Genomic DNA, 16,052 nt, shown 5'->3' on the forward strand with positions numbered 1-16,052 from the left:
CCCCCCCCCCCCCCCCCCCCCCCCCCCCCCCCTCCCCCTCACCCCCCCCCCCCCCCCCCCCCCCCCCCCTCCCCCCCCCCCACCCCCCCCCCCCCCTCCAAAAAATTTTTTTTTGGCTCGATCGTCGGCAGCGTCAGATGTGTATAAGAGACAGCTTCAGGACAGGCGGCACCACGGGTATTGAGTATTGCCGAAACCATTTATGGCACAACTGAAGGACTTAGAATATTTGCGCCAATAGGAGGTACTACGACACAGTTGGCCAGTGCATCGCCTTTGCCAACTACCTCGGTTAATTTTGCAACTGCTCCAAATTTTCCGACCGCTACTTTACCCTTTAATGTTCATCAGGCCATAGCAATTAAGGCTTATGGTAGAACATTTGTATATCTCATAGATGATGGAAATGCGGCAGGTACTGCACCTGTAATTAGAAAGTACAGATCAAATGCAAGCGGTAGCGATTGGTTGGCTTTGGGAAGTGTAAGTGTGCCTGCAACAACTAAAAATCTGGCAGCAAAGTTTGATGCCAGTGGTGTAAAACTTTACTTCACCACATTGGGTACTCCTGGTAGTCAGAATTCATGTTTGTATACATTGAGCGACAATTTTACCAACAATAACAACGATACAAAACAATTAACAGAAACGCCAATACTCATTGCCACAGCACCAGCCAATACTACCTTTAGGGGAGTAACATTTGTTCCGGGATATAGCAAAGCTCCTTCGTCGTTGGTGGCAAACGTGATCTCTTTAACCCAAGTGAAACTAAATTGGGTAGACAATTCTACTACCGAAAGTGGTTTCGAAATAGAACGCTCTACCGATGGAACTAATTTTAGCCTGTTAACCACCGTTGCGCAAAATATTATAGAATATACAGATAATACCATTACCGCAGGAACAACCTATTATTATAGAGTTAGGGCAATTGAAGGTAGCAGTCGCTCTATTTATGCCAATACGGCAAAAGCAGAGCTGGGAGCTGGTTTAATCACTAACTTAAACTTTACTGGTGTAACGGTATATGAAAACCAACCCATAGGTACGGTTGCGGGTACTTTTTCGGTGTTGCCATTAAATACAGTTAATGTAGCTTATACATTGGTAGCCGGAACTGGGGATACAGATAATGCGAAATTTAGGATAATAGGAAATGCGCTGCAAAATAATATTATACTAGATTATGAGGCACAAGAAGTCTATCAAATAAGGGTAAGGGCAACTTCCTCTTCAAATTTCATTTACGAAGAGACTTTCCAGATTACCATACAGGATGTAAATGAAGCACCAACCATTACGGCCATTGGTAATAAGGCCGTATGTGCAGGAACTGATGAACACGTGATTGCCCTTACTGGTATTACACCTGGCCCTGAAACCGCACAGACTTTAACGGCTACGGTTACTTCCAACAATATGGCTTTGTTCCAAAGTTTGGAGGTTAACTTATTGGGCGCTGGTAATGGCGAAATTCGCTATAAGCTTAAGGCTAATGCGATAGGAACGGCAGCTATTTCCCTTACCCTTAAGGATAATGGGGGCACGGCAAATGGTGGAGTAGATACGAGTATAGAAACTTTTAACCTCCAAGTTTTCGAAATACCTGTAGCCACGATTGTATCTGATAGAGGCAATGTGGTCGATAAGGGCCTTACGGTTAGGCTTACCGCATCGGGCGGTACCCATTACCAATGGGAAACTGCCAATGGCATTATAGGTTCCACTGGCAATGCCGAACTTATCGTGAGGCCGCAGATAAATACCATTTATAAGGTTACAGTATCTAATGATGGTGCCTGTAGTTCCATAGCAGAGTTTTCCATTACCGTAAACGATAACTATAACCTGGTTACAGCTGCTAACCTGGTCTCTCCAAATGGCGATGGGGTCAACGATTATTGGATCATCAAAAATATAGACCTATATCCAGAAAGTACTGTACGTGTATTCGATAGGACAGGTCGTGTCATCTTTAGCAAAAAAGGATACAATAACGATTGGGATGGTAAAGTAGCAGGTTCCTCCTTAAAGGAAGATACCTATTACTACATTATTGATTTTGGCGCAGGTTTGCCCAAAAAGAAGGGTTCACTTACCATGATGAATAACTAATTACAGCGTAGAATGAAAAAGACAATATATCAAAAATACCTGCTCTTGCTTGGAGTGCTTATGGGTATGTATATAAATGCGGGTGCTCAACTCAGTCCCATGGGCAATATGTATTTCTATAATCAGTATTTGGGCAATCCGGCCATGGCCGGAACATTTGGCGAAATCAATTTAAATCTATTATACAGAAAACAGTTTAATGAAGTGCCCAACGCTCCCATTTACCAGGTATTTACGGGAGAATATGCCTATACGGATAAGGCTGCTATAGGTTTGAATATCGATTTATCTAAAAGCGGCCTGATCAACTTTAGCCGGATCATGGGTACCTATGCTTATCATATGCCGGTATCTAATTCGGGCAAGCTACATTTTGGGCTTTCCGTAGGGCTTTCAAGACAGTATGTAAATAGAGAAGATATCGATGCAGAAGGTTTTGATCCGGTGATTAACCGTTTTAATGACCGGGGTTATAGGTTAGATGGTGATTTTGGTGTAGCCTATACAGATAATAGCTTAACCATACAGGCCACGCTGCTCAATTTGAACAATGCACTCAATACCGATCCTAATTTTATAGAAGGGATCAACTATGCTACATTTTTTACTGCTGCCGCTTATAAAATTAAGGTAAACGATGATTTATCCGTAGAACCTAAGGTGGTATATCGTGGCATTAAGGGAATGGACAATATTGTTGAAGGTGGATTTGATTTGGCTTATGAGGAAAAATTTAATGTTTTTGGCTTATACCATAGTACGCATAATGCCACGTTCGGTATGGGCTTTAAGTATAATGATAAGTTCAAGATTACTGGGATATATAGCCTAGGACCATCTGCCATTCGTTCGTTTACAGGTGGAGATTTTGAGATAGGATTGGGATTGATGTTGAACAAGGCAAAAAAGAAATAACAAGCACCAATTATAAACTTAAATCTGAACAGTATGAAAAAAAAACTACTTATTTTAATGTTAACGACCTTGGGAACATTCCAGGCCTTTTCCCAATTTACAGCGGGTAATTTGGCTGTCTATCGTTATGGAGAAGGTACGGCCATGACCAACGGACAACGTGTAGCTGTATTTGTTGACGAATATACACCAAGCGGAACTTTTGTAAAAACCATTGCCATTCCAAGAACGGTTAATGGTGGAAATTACGGCTTCGAAGGCCTAGGCCTTAAAGCAGATGGTACCTATGAAGGAGAAGGCTATCCTGTGTTATCTAGAGATGGAAGTATTTTATCTATTATCGGCTATAATCCAGATCAGGCCGGAGAATTTGTCATTGGTACACTAAATGCAGCAGGTATATGGAGTGCCAATACCTTGGTCGCTGCGGCCGATGCCATAGGTACGCCACGTTCTGCAGTAGTAGAAGGTACTGCCGTTTATTTTAATGGCTTCCAGAATGGGGTAAGATATAAACTATTGGGTACCAACACCAGTTCAACTAGGGTGTCTGATCAGCAAAATGCACCAAGGGTGCTCACCATTGCCCAAACTTCTTATGGCGCTGGGCCAACAGTAGCTACTAAAATATTTGCACCGATTGGGAGCACATCGGTACCAAGTATCAACCTACCTACCACCTTATCCACTTTCACCGCTGTTCCAAATATACCTGGAGGAGCACCTTTAGTAAATGCGCATCAGGCTTTGGTATTCAAATCTTCATCTGGTAGAACTTTAATGTATGTACTGGATGATAATGCTGGTAGTCCTTTGCTCAAGAAATACCGATCAAACGCTGGGGGTACCGATTGGGTAGAATTTGGAAATATAGCAGTACCTTTAAACACCAAGAGCATAGCAGGCACTTATTCTAGTACATCTGGCGTACAGTTGTATTATACAACTTATGCAAACCCTGGCAGCGCGAATGCTTCGCAACTGTATACTTATACGAATAGCTTTACTACGGCAACAGAGGCAGATAACAGTGCCAGGTTAACAGGCACGGGTACATTGGTGGCTACGGCGCCTGCCAATACTACTTTTCGTGGGGTAACCATGGCGCCGGGTAGCAGTATATTGCCAGTAAAACTTACGGCTTTTAATGCGAACGAAAAAAATGGTGCCATCCGCTTAAACTGGAGCACAGCTAGCGAAAGCAATAGCTCACATTATAACATTCTACGTTCTTCAACAGCCAATAAATTTGCTAAAATAGCCGAGGTGAAAGCTACAGGTATAGCCAGTAATTATGCTTATGTAGATGAAAATCCATTGCCAGGTACAAATTACTATCAATTACAACAGGTAGATCTTGATGGACAAAATGAACTATTTGGCCCTGTTTCGGCAAATATTCCAGTGCCACAAACAGATTTTAAGGTGGTGGCCATTGCTGCAAGTGCTGTTGTAGAACTACATATCTATGCTGCCAAGAAACAAAATGCACAGATAGAATTGGTAAACATCAATGGAGCGGTAAAAGAAAAGAGTGCCATTGCATTGGAAAAGGGATATCAAAAAGTGATATTGTCGGCGGCAAAATTAGTTAAGGGTGTAAATATGGCCATTTTAAATACGCCAGAGGGAAGACAGGTGAAGAAATTTGTATGGTAATATAATTTTTGAACAACCTATTTTTAAGGGCAGGGGACTCAGAAAGAAGATCCCTTGCCTTAGTTACTTAGTCAACCAAAACCAAATATAAATCATGAAGAAAGTAACTATTGCCGCAATGCTGCTGAGCATAATGCTTGGTGCATGCAAAAAACAGGAAAAGGTCGAAACCACAACCTTGCTACAGTTGTACCCAGAAAAAATAATGGATGTTACTACAGCTACAGTTAGTACGGTACTCCAAGAGGTAAATACAGATATCATAGTGGGTGCAGCTATTAATTCGAACAGATTTAGCAATACCGATTATAAAGACTTGGCCAAATTACATTACAATAGCATCACCGCAGAAAATGATATGAAGATGAATAGCTTAAACCCCACTAAATACACTTGGGATTTTGGTATACTCGGTAATGGAATAGAAGAAAAAAACGAAAAGATACCTAACCTGGCAAAAGACTATGGTGAAAAACGTATACATGGTCATGCTTTAGTATGGCACCGGGCTTTACCACAATGGGTAAAAGATGTAGAAAGTAATACACCCGTAGGAGTCAGGGCCGATACCTTAAACGCCATCATGAAAAGACATATTGATAAGACTGTGGCATTCTATAGCAATTACTATAAGGGAGGAACACCTTTGTTACCTTTATTGAGATCGTGGGATGTGGTTAACGAAGCTTACTATGATGATGGTAGCTTAAGGGGCAACCTTAATCTCGATTCGGAAGGTAATGATATAGGTAGCATATGGAAAAGGTATATGGGCGAAATTTATATAGAAAAAGCCTTTAGGTATGCCCGTTTGGCTGCTAGGGCCAACCAGAACTGGAAACTGAAATTGTTTTATAATGATTATGGCCATGAGTATTCTACAGCTAAGCTTAATGCCATCTACAATAAGGTCATGGAACTGAAACCAATGAAGGAAGGTGGTGATCCTATTATCAATGGAGTAGGTTTGCAAATGCACATTAGGTATAACACGCCCTTAACTAGCATTAAGGCTGCTATACAGAAAATGAAGGAAACTGGACTTTTGGTCCATATCGCCGAATTGGACATTTCCCTCTTAGGCTCGGGTGAAACAGCTGTCCCTGCTGCCGATCTGACCAATCGCAGGAACCTGCAGAAATCGCTGTATTACAATGTGGCCAAGGCCTACCAGGAAATTGTACCTATTGATCAACGTTGGGGCATTACGCTTTGGAATATCGGCGATGCCGATTCGGCCTGGGGACTTAATGCTGAAGCGACTCTCTTCGATACCTCCTACCAAAAGAAACAGAATTTTTGGAACTTCAGGGATGGCCTCAATCTGCAGTTAACGCCATAACCTATAACATATCAATCATATCCATTTAATATAACCCGATGAATAGAATTTTTAGCTTCTCCCTTGTTTTAGTTGTGTCGTTTACGCTACCTGGTTATGCACAGCGTAAAACCATTGACCAACGTGTAGATTCCCTAATGAAATTAATGACACTTGCCGAAAAAGTGGGCCAGCTCAACCAATATTCGGGCAGGGAAGTGACCGGCCCGGCCAGTGATCGGAAAAATTACCTGTTAAACGATATTAAAAATGGAAAGGTGGGTTCTATGCTTAATGTAAAAGGCGTAAAAGATACCCGTGAAATTCAGTCCATTGCCTTGCAGTCGAGGTTAAAAATACCCTTGCTCTTCAGCTTGGATGTGATACACGGTTATAAGACTGTTTTTCCGATCCCCTTGGCAGAATCTGCATCATGGGACCTGGACATCATTAAACAATCGGCGCAGGTAGCGGCAACAGAGTCGGCAGCTTCGGGTATCCATTGGACTTTTGCACCTATGGTAGATATTGCCCGCGATCCGCGCTGGGGAAGGGTAATGGAAGGAGCAGGAGAAGATACCTATCTGGGCGCACAAATTGCCAAGACAAGGGTATTGGGCTTTCAGGGAGAACAATTGGGAGCGGTAGATCGAATTATGGCCTGTGCCAAACATTTTGCCGCATATGGCGCTTCTATGGCCGGCAGGGACTACAATCCGGTGGATATAAGTGAACAGCAACTGCATGAAATCTATCTGCCTCCCTTTAAGGCGGCTGCAGATGCCGGAGTGGCTACTTTCATGAATTCCTTTAATACCTTTAATGGTATACCAGCTACTGGTAATGCTTACCTGCAAAGGGATATTTTAAAGGGGCAATGGAACTATAAAGGCTTTGTGGTAAGCGATTGGGGTTCTATAAAGGAAATGACCCCTTGGGGATTTGCTAAAAACCTGAACTATGCAGCCGAAAAGGCCATATTGGCCGGAAGTGATATGGATATGGAGAGCGAGGCCTATAAGAAGGAATTGGAAAACCTGGTCAATAATGGAAAGGTAGACCTCAAATATGTAGATGAAGCCGTAAGAAGAATACTCTATAAGAAATTTGAATTGGGACTTTTCGATAATCCATACAAGTTTTCTGATGAGAAACGTGAGGCTAAAGTGATGAATGATCCTAAGTATAAGGATATTGCCAAATTGGCTGCACAAAAATCTATAGTACTGTTAAAAAACGATAACGCCACTCTTCCTTTAAGTAAAGGATTAAAAAATATAGCCTTGATAGGTCCTTTGGTAAATGCCAAAAGAGACCAGGCCGGTAGTTGGGTGGTTTATGCCGATACGGCAAATATGGTAAGCGTTTATGAAGGTCTACAGAAAAAATATGCTAAAAATGTCAAGTTATCTTATGCGCAGGGAACGGGGATAGATGATGCGTTGACTAACGGCTTTCCCGAGGCGGTGAATGCAGCTAAGAATGCCGATGTGGTAGTGATGGTGTTGGGAGAAAGCTGGGATATGAGTGGAGAGGCCAAATCTCGTACCGATATCTGTTTACCGGGCCAACAAGAAGCCTTATTTAAAGCAGTAAAAGCTACTGGGAAACCAGTGGTAGTGGTATTGATGGCGGGTAGACCATTGGTGTTTAATACCATTGCCGCACAGGCCGATGCTATTGTTTATGCTTGGTTTTTGGGCGATCAGGGTGGAAACGCCATAGCCGATGTATTGGTGGGCGACTATAATCCATCTGGAAAACTACCCATCAGCTTTCCAAGAAATGTGGGTCAAATTCCTATCTTTTATAACTATTACAATACCGGAAGACCTGTAACCAAGCCTAGCGATATTCGCTATAAGTCAGCTTATATAGATTCACCTAATGACCCCCGTTTTGCTTTTGGTCATGGTTTGAGCTATACTACATTCGCCTATAATGATTTGAAGTTGGATCAGGCTACCTTACAAAAAGGCCAGTCGCTTAAATTGAGTTTCAAGCTGACCAATACAGGAAAAGTAGTGGGAGAGGAAGTCGCCCAGCTGTATATCCACGATCAGTTTGCCTCGATAGTAAGACCCGTTAAAGAATTAAAGGACTTTGTGAAAGTAAAACTGAAACCAGGAGAAAGCAAGGTGATCAATTTTGAGCTTACGCCAGAAAAACTGGCTTTTTATCAAGAAAAAATAGGGTGGACCACAGAGCCTGGAACATTTAAGGTCATGATCGGTACGGCCTCTAATGATATTAAGCTGGAAGGAAACTTTGAATTGAAGTAGAGGAGTGGAATTTGAAGCTTGAAAAGGTCGATAAATAATGATGCCTCGATGAAAAAACAGATCGTTGGATTTATCTTGTTCTTTGGTGTAGCACTAAATCTACAGGCACAGCGTATTAGCCATAGTCTCAACAGTAATTGGCAATTCGTTAAGGGCGAAATGACCGATAAGACCCAATGGGAACAGGTCAATCTGCCGCATTCTTGGAATACAGCAGATGTTTTGGATGATGAGCCTGGCTATTATCGTGGTGAAGCTTGGTATAAAAGAGCATTGTATATTCCACCTTCATGGAAAGATAAAGAAGTGTTCTTGCACTTTGAAGGAGTGGCCCAAGTTGCCGAAGTATATGTAAATGGTAAAAAGGCCGCCCTGCACCAAGGGAGCTATAATGCTTTTGTAGTGCCGATTAAATCGTTGCTGAATTTTAATGGAAGCCATAATGAGTTGAAGGTAATGGTAAATAATAGCCATAACGAGAATATTCCACCACTTACGGCCGACTTTACTTTCTTTGGAGGGATATATAGAGATGTATATCTGGTAGCTACTCCTTTGGTGCATTTCAATATGGACAATTATGCTTCATCCTGTATTTTTGTAAGTACACCTAAAGTAAATGAGCAAAAAGCGAGCGTAAATATCAAAGGTTCTTTGGTTAATAATTCTTTGGTTAATAAAAAGATACTGCTTCAAATTAAAGTGTTAAATAAAGAAGGAAAGGTGGTTGCAAAGGATGCTCGGTATTTTCAGTCGAATAACCATAGTGCCTTAAATTTCGAGGTAGACCTTCAAGATATTGCTAAGCCAAATTTATGGTCGCCAGAAAATCCTTATCTATATCAGGTAGTGAGTACATTGGTTGATGTTGAGCGAAATGAAATATTAGATGAGCTGAGCACCCCATTAGGGCTGCGGTGGTTTAATTTCGATGCAGAAAAAGGTTTTTTTCTCAATGGGAAAAGCTACAAGCTGATAGGGGCAAGCAGGCACCAGGATGGAAAAGGTAAGGCAAACGCCTTGTCAGATGATCTACATATTAGGGATGTAACTTTGCTTAAAGAAATGGGAGCCAATTTTTTAAGGGTGGCACATTATCCACAAGATCAGGCTGTGCTACAGGCCTGTGATAGGTTGGGGCTATTGGCTGCGGTGGAAATACCGATCGTAAACCAGATTACCGAAAGTGAAGCTTTTGCCCAAAATGCTAAGCAAATGCAGGTAGAAATGATCAGGCAAAACTATAACCACCCCAGTATTATTATCTGGGCCTATATGAACGAAGTATTGCTGCGCATAAAATACAATAAGGACGATCCAAGAAGAGATGGCTATATTAGAAAAGTGGTCCAGCTAGCGCGAGAATTAGAGGGTATAACCAGAAAGGAAGATCCTTCTCGCTATACCATGATGGCCAATCATGGCGATTTTGAGCTGTACCATAAGGCAGGCTTAACGCAAATTTCACAGTTGCTAGGTTGGAACCTTTACCAAGGTTGGTACAGTGGCACACTGGATGGTTTTGCTAATTTTCTGGATAGACATCACAAAGAACTGCCTGATAAGCCTCTGCTAGTGACAGAATATGGTGCCGATGTAGATCCACGCCTACATACTTTTAGTCCTCAGCGTTTTGATAAAACAGGAGAGTATGCTGCTCAGTATCATGAAACCTATCTTAAAGTGATAATGGCACGGGCATTTGTGGCTGGAGCTGCTGTTTGGAACTTGGCAGACTTCAGTTCCGAGGGCAGGGCGGAAACCATGCCCCATATTAACAACAAAGGGTTGATGACCATTGATCGACAGCCTAAGGCAGCTTATTATTTTTATCAGGCGCATTTGCTTAAAAAACCTTTTCTTAAAATTGCCGATAGGCTATGGACAAATAGGGTTGGTATAGCGGCCAATGAAAATCAGTTATACTGTATTCAGCCTGTAGTGGTTTATACCAATCAGGGAAAGATCGTACTGGAACAGAACGGTAAACCTATAGATACATTAAGTGCTGTTTTTGGCAGGGTAATATTTAACGTACCTTTTGTTCATGGAGAGAATAAGTTAAGGGTTTATGCTCTGGATATACCTCAATTAAATGATGTGATGAGTATTTCTTTTAAGCTTATTGTCAGTAATTTAAAGAGTAAGGATTTTCCGTTTGAGAGCCTTAGGGTAAGTTTGGGGGATCAGCGCTATTATATGGACAATGAGGGAGAGGTATGGTTGCCCGAGCAAGCTTATGTGCCCGGCTCTTGGGGTTATATAGGCGGAGAGGTATTTGCCACCAAGGGGGCGAGGCAAAGTTATGGCTCGGCAAAAAATATATTCAATACCGATGATGATCCTTTATATGCTACGCAAAGGACCGGAATAGAGGCATTTCGTTTGGATGTGCCCATAGGGCAGTATGAAATCGGTTTACTATTTGCAGAATTGTTATCCAGCATCAAAAGAGAGGAATTGGTGTATAACCTCACTACACAAGCCAGTACTGAAAAGGCAGAGTTCCGAAGCTTTGATATAGAAGTGAATGGCAAAAGAATATTCGAGAATTTGGGTACAAATAACTATCTAGAGCCGGAAAAAGCTTTTGTCAGTAAATTTAAAGTAATGGTAAATGATCAAAATGGTATAAATATTAAGTTTGTTCCCAAAATGGGAACTTCTATTCTTAATGCTTTGCAAATCAGAAAAATTTACTAATTATACTAAATGATAAGTTTAGTTAATGGTAACGTTTCCGTAACTATTTTTGATCAGAGCCATCGTGGTCTTTTTTAAAATATGTAATATTGGATATCCAATATAAATTGAGAAAATGAATACCCAAAAACATAAACTATTACAAACTTGGCGTTGGTATGGCCCTGTTGATCCCGTATCTCTTCAAGATGTTAAACAGGCAGGAGCCACAGGTATTGTTACTGCATTGCACCACATTCCGCATGGCGAAATATGGCCCCTAGAAGATATCAAGGAGCGTAAGGCCATAATCGAAGCGGCAGGACTTACCTGGAGCGTGGTGGAAAGTGTACCCGTTCATGAGGCCATCAAAACACGTAGGGCAGGTGCCGAAGTGTATATTGAAAATTATAAGCAGTCTTTGAGAAACTTGGCCGCCTGTGGCCTGAAGACCATATGTTATAACTTTATGCCGGTGTTAGACTGGACACGTACACAGCTTGACCTGGAAATGGAAGATGGTTCAAAGGCTTTATATTTCAATTGGACTGATTTAGCTGTTTTTGATCTCTATATCTTTAAAAGAGTAGGTGCCGAAGCCGATTATAGCGTAAACATCATTGCTAAAGCAAAAGCCAGATTCGAGGCAATGAGCAAAGAAGAATTAGACTTATTGCGCATCAATGTGTTGATGGGGATTCCAAATGAAAAGGAAATTGAGATAGAAACATTAAGGGCTAGTATTGATGAATACAAGACCATTGGTCATGATGGCCTAAAAGCTAATCTGGCTTGGTTTTTATCGAGTATTGCCGATACCTGTACCGAATTGGGCATTAAAATGACCATTCACCCAGACGATCCGCCATATCCGATTCTGGGCCTTCCACGTATTGCCAGCACCAAGGAAGATTTGGTAGATATCTTAAGAAGTGTGGATCAGGAATTCAATGGCATTTGCTATTGTACGGGTTCTTTGGGCGCGGGACTAAAAAATAACCTGGTCGAAATTTTTGAGGCTGTAAAAGAAAGAGTGTATTTCTTGCACCTGCGTAATGTAGCCAAAGATGAGGAGGGGAATTTTTACGAGGCAGACCATTTGGGAGGCGATGTAAATATGTACGAAGTGATGAAGGTCGTTACCGCCGAAAATGCCAAAAGAAATGAACCTATTCCTTTTAGGCCAGATCATGGACACCAAATGTTGGACGACTTGGCGAAGGTAACCAATCCGGGCTATTCGGCTATTGGTCGTTTACGTGGCCTTGCCGAATTAAGAGGTTTGGAAGTAGGTGTTACAGGGAATTATTAACAGGGTTGGAAAATTGAAAGTTTAAGGGTAAAAAATTCAAAGTGATAAAATATGCCAAAAAACTAAAAACCGAAAAAACTAACTAACCAATTAAAAAGACAAGAATTTTAAAAAATATTCAAATATTGTTTTAGAAATTATATCTTTGCACCACCATAATGAAAACGGTCATTTGAACGTTTCATTACAGGAGGCCTCCATAGCTCAGCTGGATAGAGCACCGGTTTTCTAAACCGTAGGTCACAGGTTCGAATCCTGTTGGGGGTACATTGATCCGCCTTTAATTAAGTTTAAAGGCGGATTTTTAGTTTTATTTACGGATTTGATTTGTAATTGACTATTCGAGCTTAAAAAAGACGCTTGTCATTTAGCATGCTGTATTGTTTCCCATCGAAAAACTGATTAGATTCTGGATTGATTGACTTTGATTTCTGAATTTTTGACAGTTGAAAACTGAATATTTTTCAGAAATTTTGAAATTTTTTCAGCCTCTTTACCCAAAAATCTATTTGGCATTTATGTTGTAATGTTCAAGTCGAACGCAAGTTCAGAGAGTTTAATTAATTATAAGTTTTAATCATTAAATCAAATTAAGGAGGAAAAACCCATGACATTGGTTAAATTTAATCCAGAAAACAAAAGAAATTCATTAATGCCAGGCTTTAATGATGTTTTTGATTCCATTTTCAATGACACTTTTTTTGCAGACCGAATGGTTACCCGTGTGCCCGCTGCAAACATTAGTGAAAGTGCTGATCATTTTCATGTTGAATTAGCAGCTCCGGGACTTAAAAAAGAAGATTTCAAGCTAAACCTTGAAAGGAATGTATTGAGTATTGCTGTAGAGCAACGCAAAGAAGACAAGCAAGAGGAAAGGAATTACGCCAAACGTGAGTACAGCTATAGTTCTTTTGTGCGTTCGTTTACCTTGCCCGAAAGTGCTGATGAAAACGGCATTCAGGCAACTTATAACGATGGCGTTTTAGCGATTAACATTCCAAAAAGAGAAGAGGCAAAAACAGTAAGCCGTCAGATAGAAATTAAATAATTTCCTTTAAAGATTAACTCCGAGAAGCTGTCCCAAAATGGGACGGCTTCTCTTTTTTAATTTGGTGCTATGGAAACTTCTTTTGAAATTTCATTAAATATGAAAACCATTAAGGGCCTTGAAACTTATGCCAGCTTCTATTTGGGGCGAAATGAGAAATTCGCCAAAGGTCTTTTTGATTTGATGCAGGGAGAAAGAGAAATAAAGGAAAATTCTGTGATCAGTATGGATCTGACCAAAAGGCAAAATGGTATTCCCTATCCAATATCTATTCTGCATTGCAATTGGGAGCATCTGGCTTATAATACCAAGATAATCACTAAAGAAGTTTTTAAAGAGCTGAATCTAGAGCAGAATGGATCGTTATGAGTATTTTACTAGTAGTTTTTTATCAATTAAGAAGGAAATCTAATTAGCTGATCTTAACATTAATTGCATTCAAGCCTTTTTTACCTTGCTCGATGTCGTAGCTTATCGAATCATGCTCAAGAATGTTATCCATTAAACCTGATGAATGAACAGAGATTTCGCCATCTTATCTTAACCATGAGGATTACGATTCTATGGTAGTGGCAGAAATGATATATTTGCAAGCTATCTTGTTCACCTTTAAAACCATTGAAATTGACACTTAGATATCTCTTAATCATCGTAGCTTTATTGATTTGTAATCCTGTATTTTCGCAACAAACCGGATTAATAACAGGTACTGTACAGGATTTAAATACGGGGAAATTACTTTCTGGCGCTACAATTACCGTTGATGGCTTTTCCATAAGCTCTTTGAGCGATTCTACGGGTCAGTTTCGCATGAGTGTTCCAGTGGGTACTTATAAAGTTTCTGCCAGCAATATTGGTTATATAACCCAGTTGAAATATAATATTGTGGTGGGTAGTGGTAGTCCACAATTGGTTAATTTTGAACTTCAGCCTCAATTAACTAGTTTGAAAGAAGTTAATATCAGTTTTAGTAAAGGAAAGTCTGCGGTGGCCACTGATATGGTAACGCCCTTATCTGTGCAGCAATTGACAACAGAAGAAATAAAAAGCAGTCCGGGCGGCAATTTTGATGTGTCTAAAGTGGTGCAGACTCTTCCGGGTGTTGGCATCAGTAATGGCGTTGGTGAGCGGAACGATATCATTATCAGGGGTGGAGCCCCCAATGAAAATGTGTATTATCTGGATGGGATAGAGATACCGGTCTTGAATCATTTTCAAACCCAAGGTAGTTCCGGAGGTGCTCAGGGCATCCTCAATGTTTCTTTTATTGAGAGTTTAAAACTGAGTTCCTCGGCTTTTGATTCCAGATACGACAATCCGCTGGCCTCGACTTTTGTGATCAAACAAAGAGAAGGTAATGCAGAAAGATTGGCTGGTAATGCCAGGGTTAGTTTTACCGAGACGGCCCTTACTTTAGAAGGCCCTTTGTCAAAAAATACGACGTTTCTGGCCTCGGCCCGTAAATCTTACCTCAGCTTTTTATTTAGATTGATTGATTTACCCATCCGCCCTGATTTTGATGATTTTCAATATAAGGTAACGCATAAATTTAATGCTAAAACCAAGCTTACGGCTATAGGCTTGGGTGCCATTGACCGTTTTAGTTTTGCCCCAACTAAAAAATCGACTTTAGAAAATACCTATGTGCTGCGTTCTACGCCTTATATCAATCAGTGGAATTATACCGTAGGTTTTAACCTGAACCATCAGATTGAAAATGGTTATTTGAATTTTACGCTCAGTCGAAATGTATTTGACAATAGTCTGGATAAATTTGAGGACGAACTTCAGCAGGAAAGTAAAAGGAGTTTGAGTGTTCAATCTCAGGAAAACGAAAATAAGTTCCGTTTCGATATTAATAAATTTGTGAATGGCTGGAAGTTGTCTGCCGGATTGATGACTCAACTAGTTGCTTATAGAACAGCGTTGTTTAATAAGATTTCCAATGAAATTACCAATGCACAGGGTGATGTGGTTGTACCGGAAAAGGTGATCAGGTTTAATAATGATATAGATTTTTGGAAATATGGTGTGTTTTTTCAGGCTTCAAAGAACTTGTTTCGTGAAAAGTTATTACTTTCCGCCGGTATCCGTTCTGATTTGAATAGCTTCACTGATGAGGGTGATGATCCTTTAAAAACGCTTTCTCCCCGTTTGTCTTTAGCTTATCACCTGAGCTCGAAATGGGATGTCAGCGCTTCGGTGGGGACGTATTTCAAAATTCCGACGTACACCATGTTGGGCTATCTGGACAATAGTGGAGCAGCGGTGAATAAAAATATGGATTACATCCAGTCGACACATTATGTGCTTGGAACCCAGTTTTTGCCTAGAAATGATTTGAGGTTTACTTTGGAGACTTTCTATAAGCGGTACAGCAATTATCCGGTTTCTGTAACCAACGGAACTTCCCTGGCTAACCAGGGTGCAGAATATGCTTCTGTTGGTAGTGAGCAGGTGCTGAGTGTGGGAGAGGGAAAAACCTATGGTGTAGAACTGTTTGTGCAGCAGAAGCTAGTTCGTAACTTTTTTTATGTGGCCAGTTACTCTTATGTGGTCAGTAAATTTTCCGGATTGAATGAGAAACTAATCTCCTCGTCATGGGATAACAGACATTTATTGTCACTTACTTTGGGTTATAAGTTGAAGCGTAACTGGGATTTGGGTTTGAAATACCGCTATGCCGGAGGCTCACCTTATACACCTGTCTCTTAT

11 protein-coding genes, 1 tRNA gene and 1 pseudogene are annotated in these 16,052 nt (G+C 40.8%); 12 read left to right on the forward strand and 1 reads right to left on the reverse strand.

The window, feature by feature from the left end; all coding sequences use genetic code 11:
* The 11 genes from JHD79_RS20935 to JHD79_RS20985 all read left to right on the forward strand — a co-directional run.
* On the forward strand, positions 1-184 hold a 184-nt coding region (locus tag JHD79_RS20935; RefSeq protein WP_199121321.1), incomplete at its 5' end, for a hypothetical protein.
* On the forward strand, positions 181-2,118 hold the full coding sequence (locus JHD79_RS20940; RefSeq protein WP_199121311.1) for a gliding motility-associated C-terminal domain-containing protein: 1,938 nt from the start codon (positions 181-183) through the stop codon (positions 2,116-2,118). The genes JHD79_RS20935 and JHD79_RS20940, both read left to right, overlap by 4 nt.
* A gap of 12 nt (positions 2,119-2,130) precedes the next feature.
* Positions 2,131-3,033, forward strand: a complete 903-nt coding sequence (locus tag JHD79_RS20945) for a PorP/SprF family type IX secretion system membrane protein (protein ID WP_199121312.1) — start codon at positions 2,131-2,133, stop codon at positions 3,031-3,033.
* A gap of 33 nt (positions 3,034-3,066) precedes the next feature.
* Positions 3,067-4,692, forward strand: a complete 1,626-nt coding sequence (locus JHD79_RS20950) for a hypothetical protein (protein ID WP_199121313.1) — start codon at positions 3,067-3,069, stop codon at positions 4,690-4,692.
* 94 nt (positions 4,693-4,786) lie between these two features.
* The gene (locus tag JHD79_RS20955) at positions 4,787-6,034 is read left to right on the forward strand and encodes an endo-1,4-beta-xylanase (RefSeq protein WP_199121314.1); all 1,248 of its coding nucleotides are present in this window, start codon (positions 4,787-4,789) and stop codon (positions 6,032-6,034) included.
* Positions 6,035-6,072: 38 nt separating this feature from the next.
* Entirely contained in the window at positions 6,073-8,295 is a 2,223-nt protein-coding gene (locus JHD79_RS20960; RefSeq protein ID WP_199121315.1) for a glycoside hydrolase family 3 N-terminal domain-containing protein, read from the forward strand.
* Positions 8,296-8,343: 48 nt separating this feature from the next.
* The gene (locus JHD79_RS20965) at positions 8,344-10,998 is read left to right on the forward strand and encodes a glycoside hydrolase family 2 TIM barrel-domain containing protein (RefSeq protein WP_199121316.1); all 2,655 of its coding nucleotides are present in this window, start codon (positions 8,344-8,346) and stop codon (positions 10,996-10,998) included.
* A gap of 115 nt (positions 10,999-11,113) precedes the next feature.
* The gene (uxuA, locus tag JHD79_RS20970; protein ID WP_199121317.1) at positions 11,114-12,289 is read left to right on the forward strand and encodes a mannonate dehydratase; all 1,176 of its coding nucleotides are present in this window, start codon (positions 11,114-11,116) and stop codon (positions 12,287-12,289) included.
* A 193-nt stretch (positions 12,290-12,482) separates the two neighbouring features.
* Positions 12,483-12,556 (forward strand) — tRNA-Arg (locus JHD79_RS20975).
* A gap of 340 nt (positions 12,557-12,896) precedes the next feature.
* Positions 12,897-13,337, forward strand: coding sequence for an Hsp20/alpha crystallin family protein (locus tag JHD79_RS20980; RefSeq protein ID WP_199121318.1), 441 nt, complete (start codon positions 12,897-12,899; stop codon positions 13,335-13,337).
* A gap of 69 nt (positions 13,338-13,406) precedes the next feature.
* Positions 13,407-13,706, forward strand: a complete 300-nt coding sequence (locus JHD79_RS20985) for a hypothetical protein (protein ID WP_199121319.1) — start codon at positions 13,407-13,409, stop codon at positions 13,704-13,706.
* A gap of 43 nt (positions 13,707-13,749) precedes the next feature.
* Here the strand turns inward: JHD79_RS20985 and JHD79_RS23235 are convergent.
* Positions 13,750-13,872, reverse strand: a pseudogene (locus JHD79_RS23235) (cold-shock protein); the annotation flags it as partial.
* 89 nt (positions 13,873-13,961) lie between these two features.
* On the opposite strand from JHD79_RS23235, the gene JHD79_RS20990 reads away from it, so the two are divergent.
* Positions 13,962-16,052, forward strand: a 2,091-nt coding sequence (locus JHD79_RS20990) for a TonB-dependent receptor (protein WP_199121320.1), incomplete at its 3' end; no start/stop codon positions are given.

The organism is Pedobacter sp. ASV28 (assembly GCF_016428855.1).
Taxonomy (GTDB): domain Bacteria; phylum Bacteroidota; class Bacteroidia; order Sphingobacteriales; family Sphingobacteriaceae; genus Pedobacter.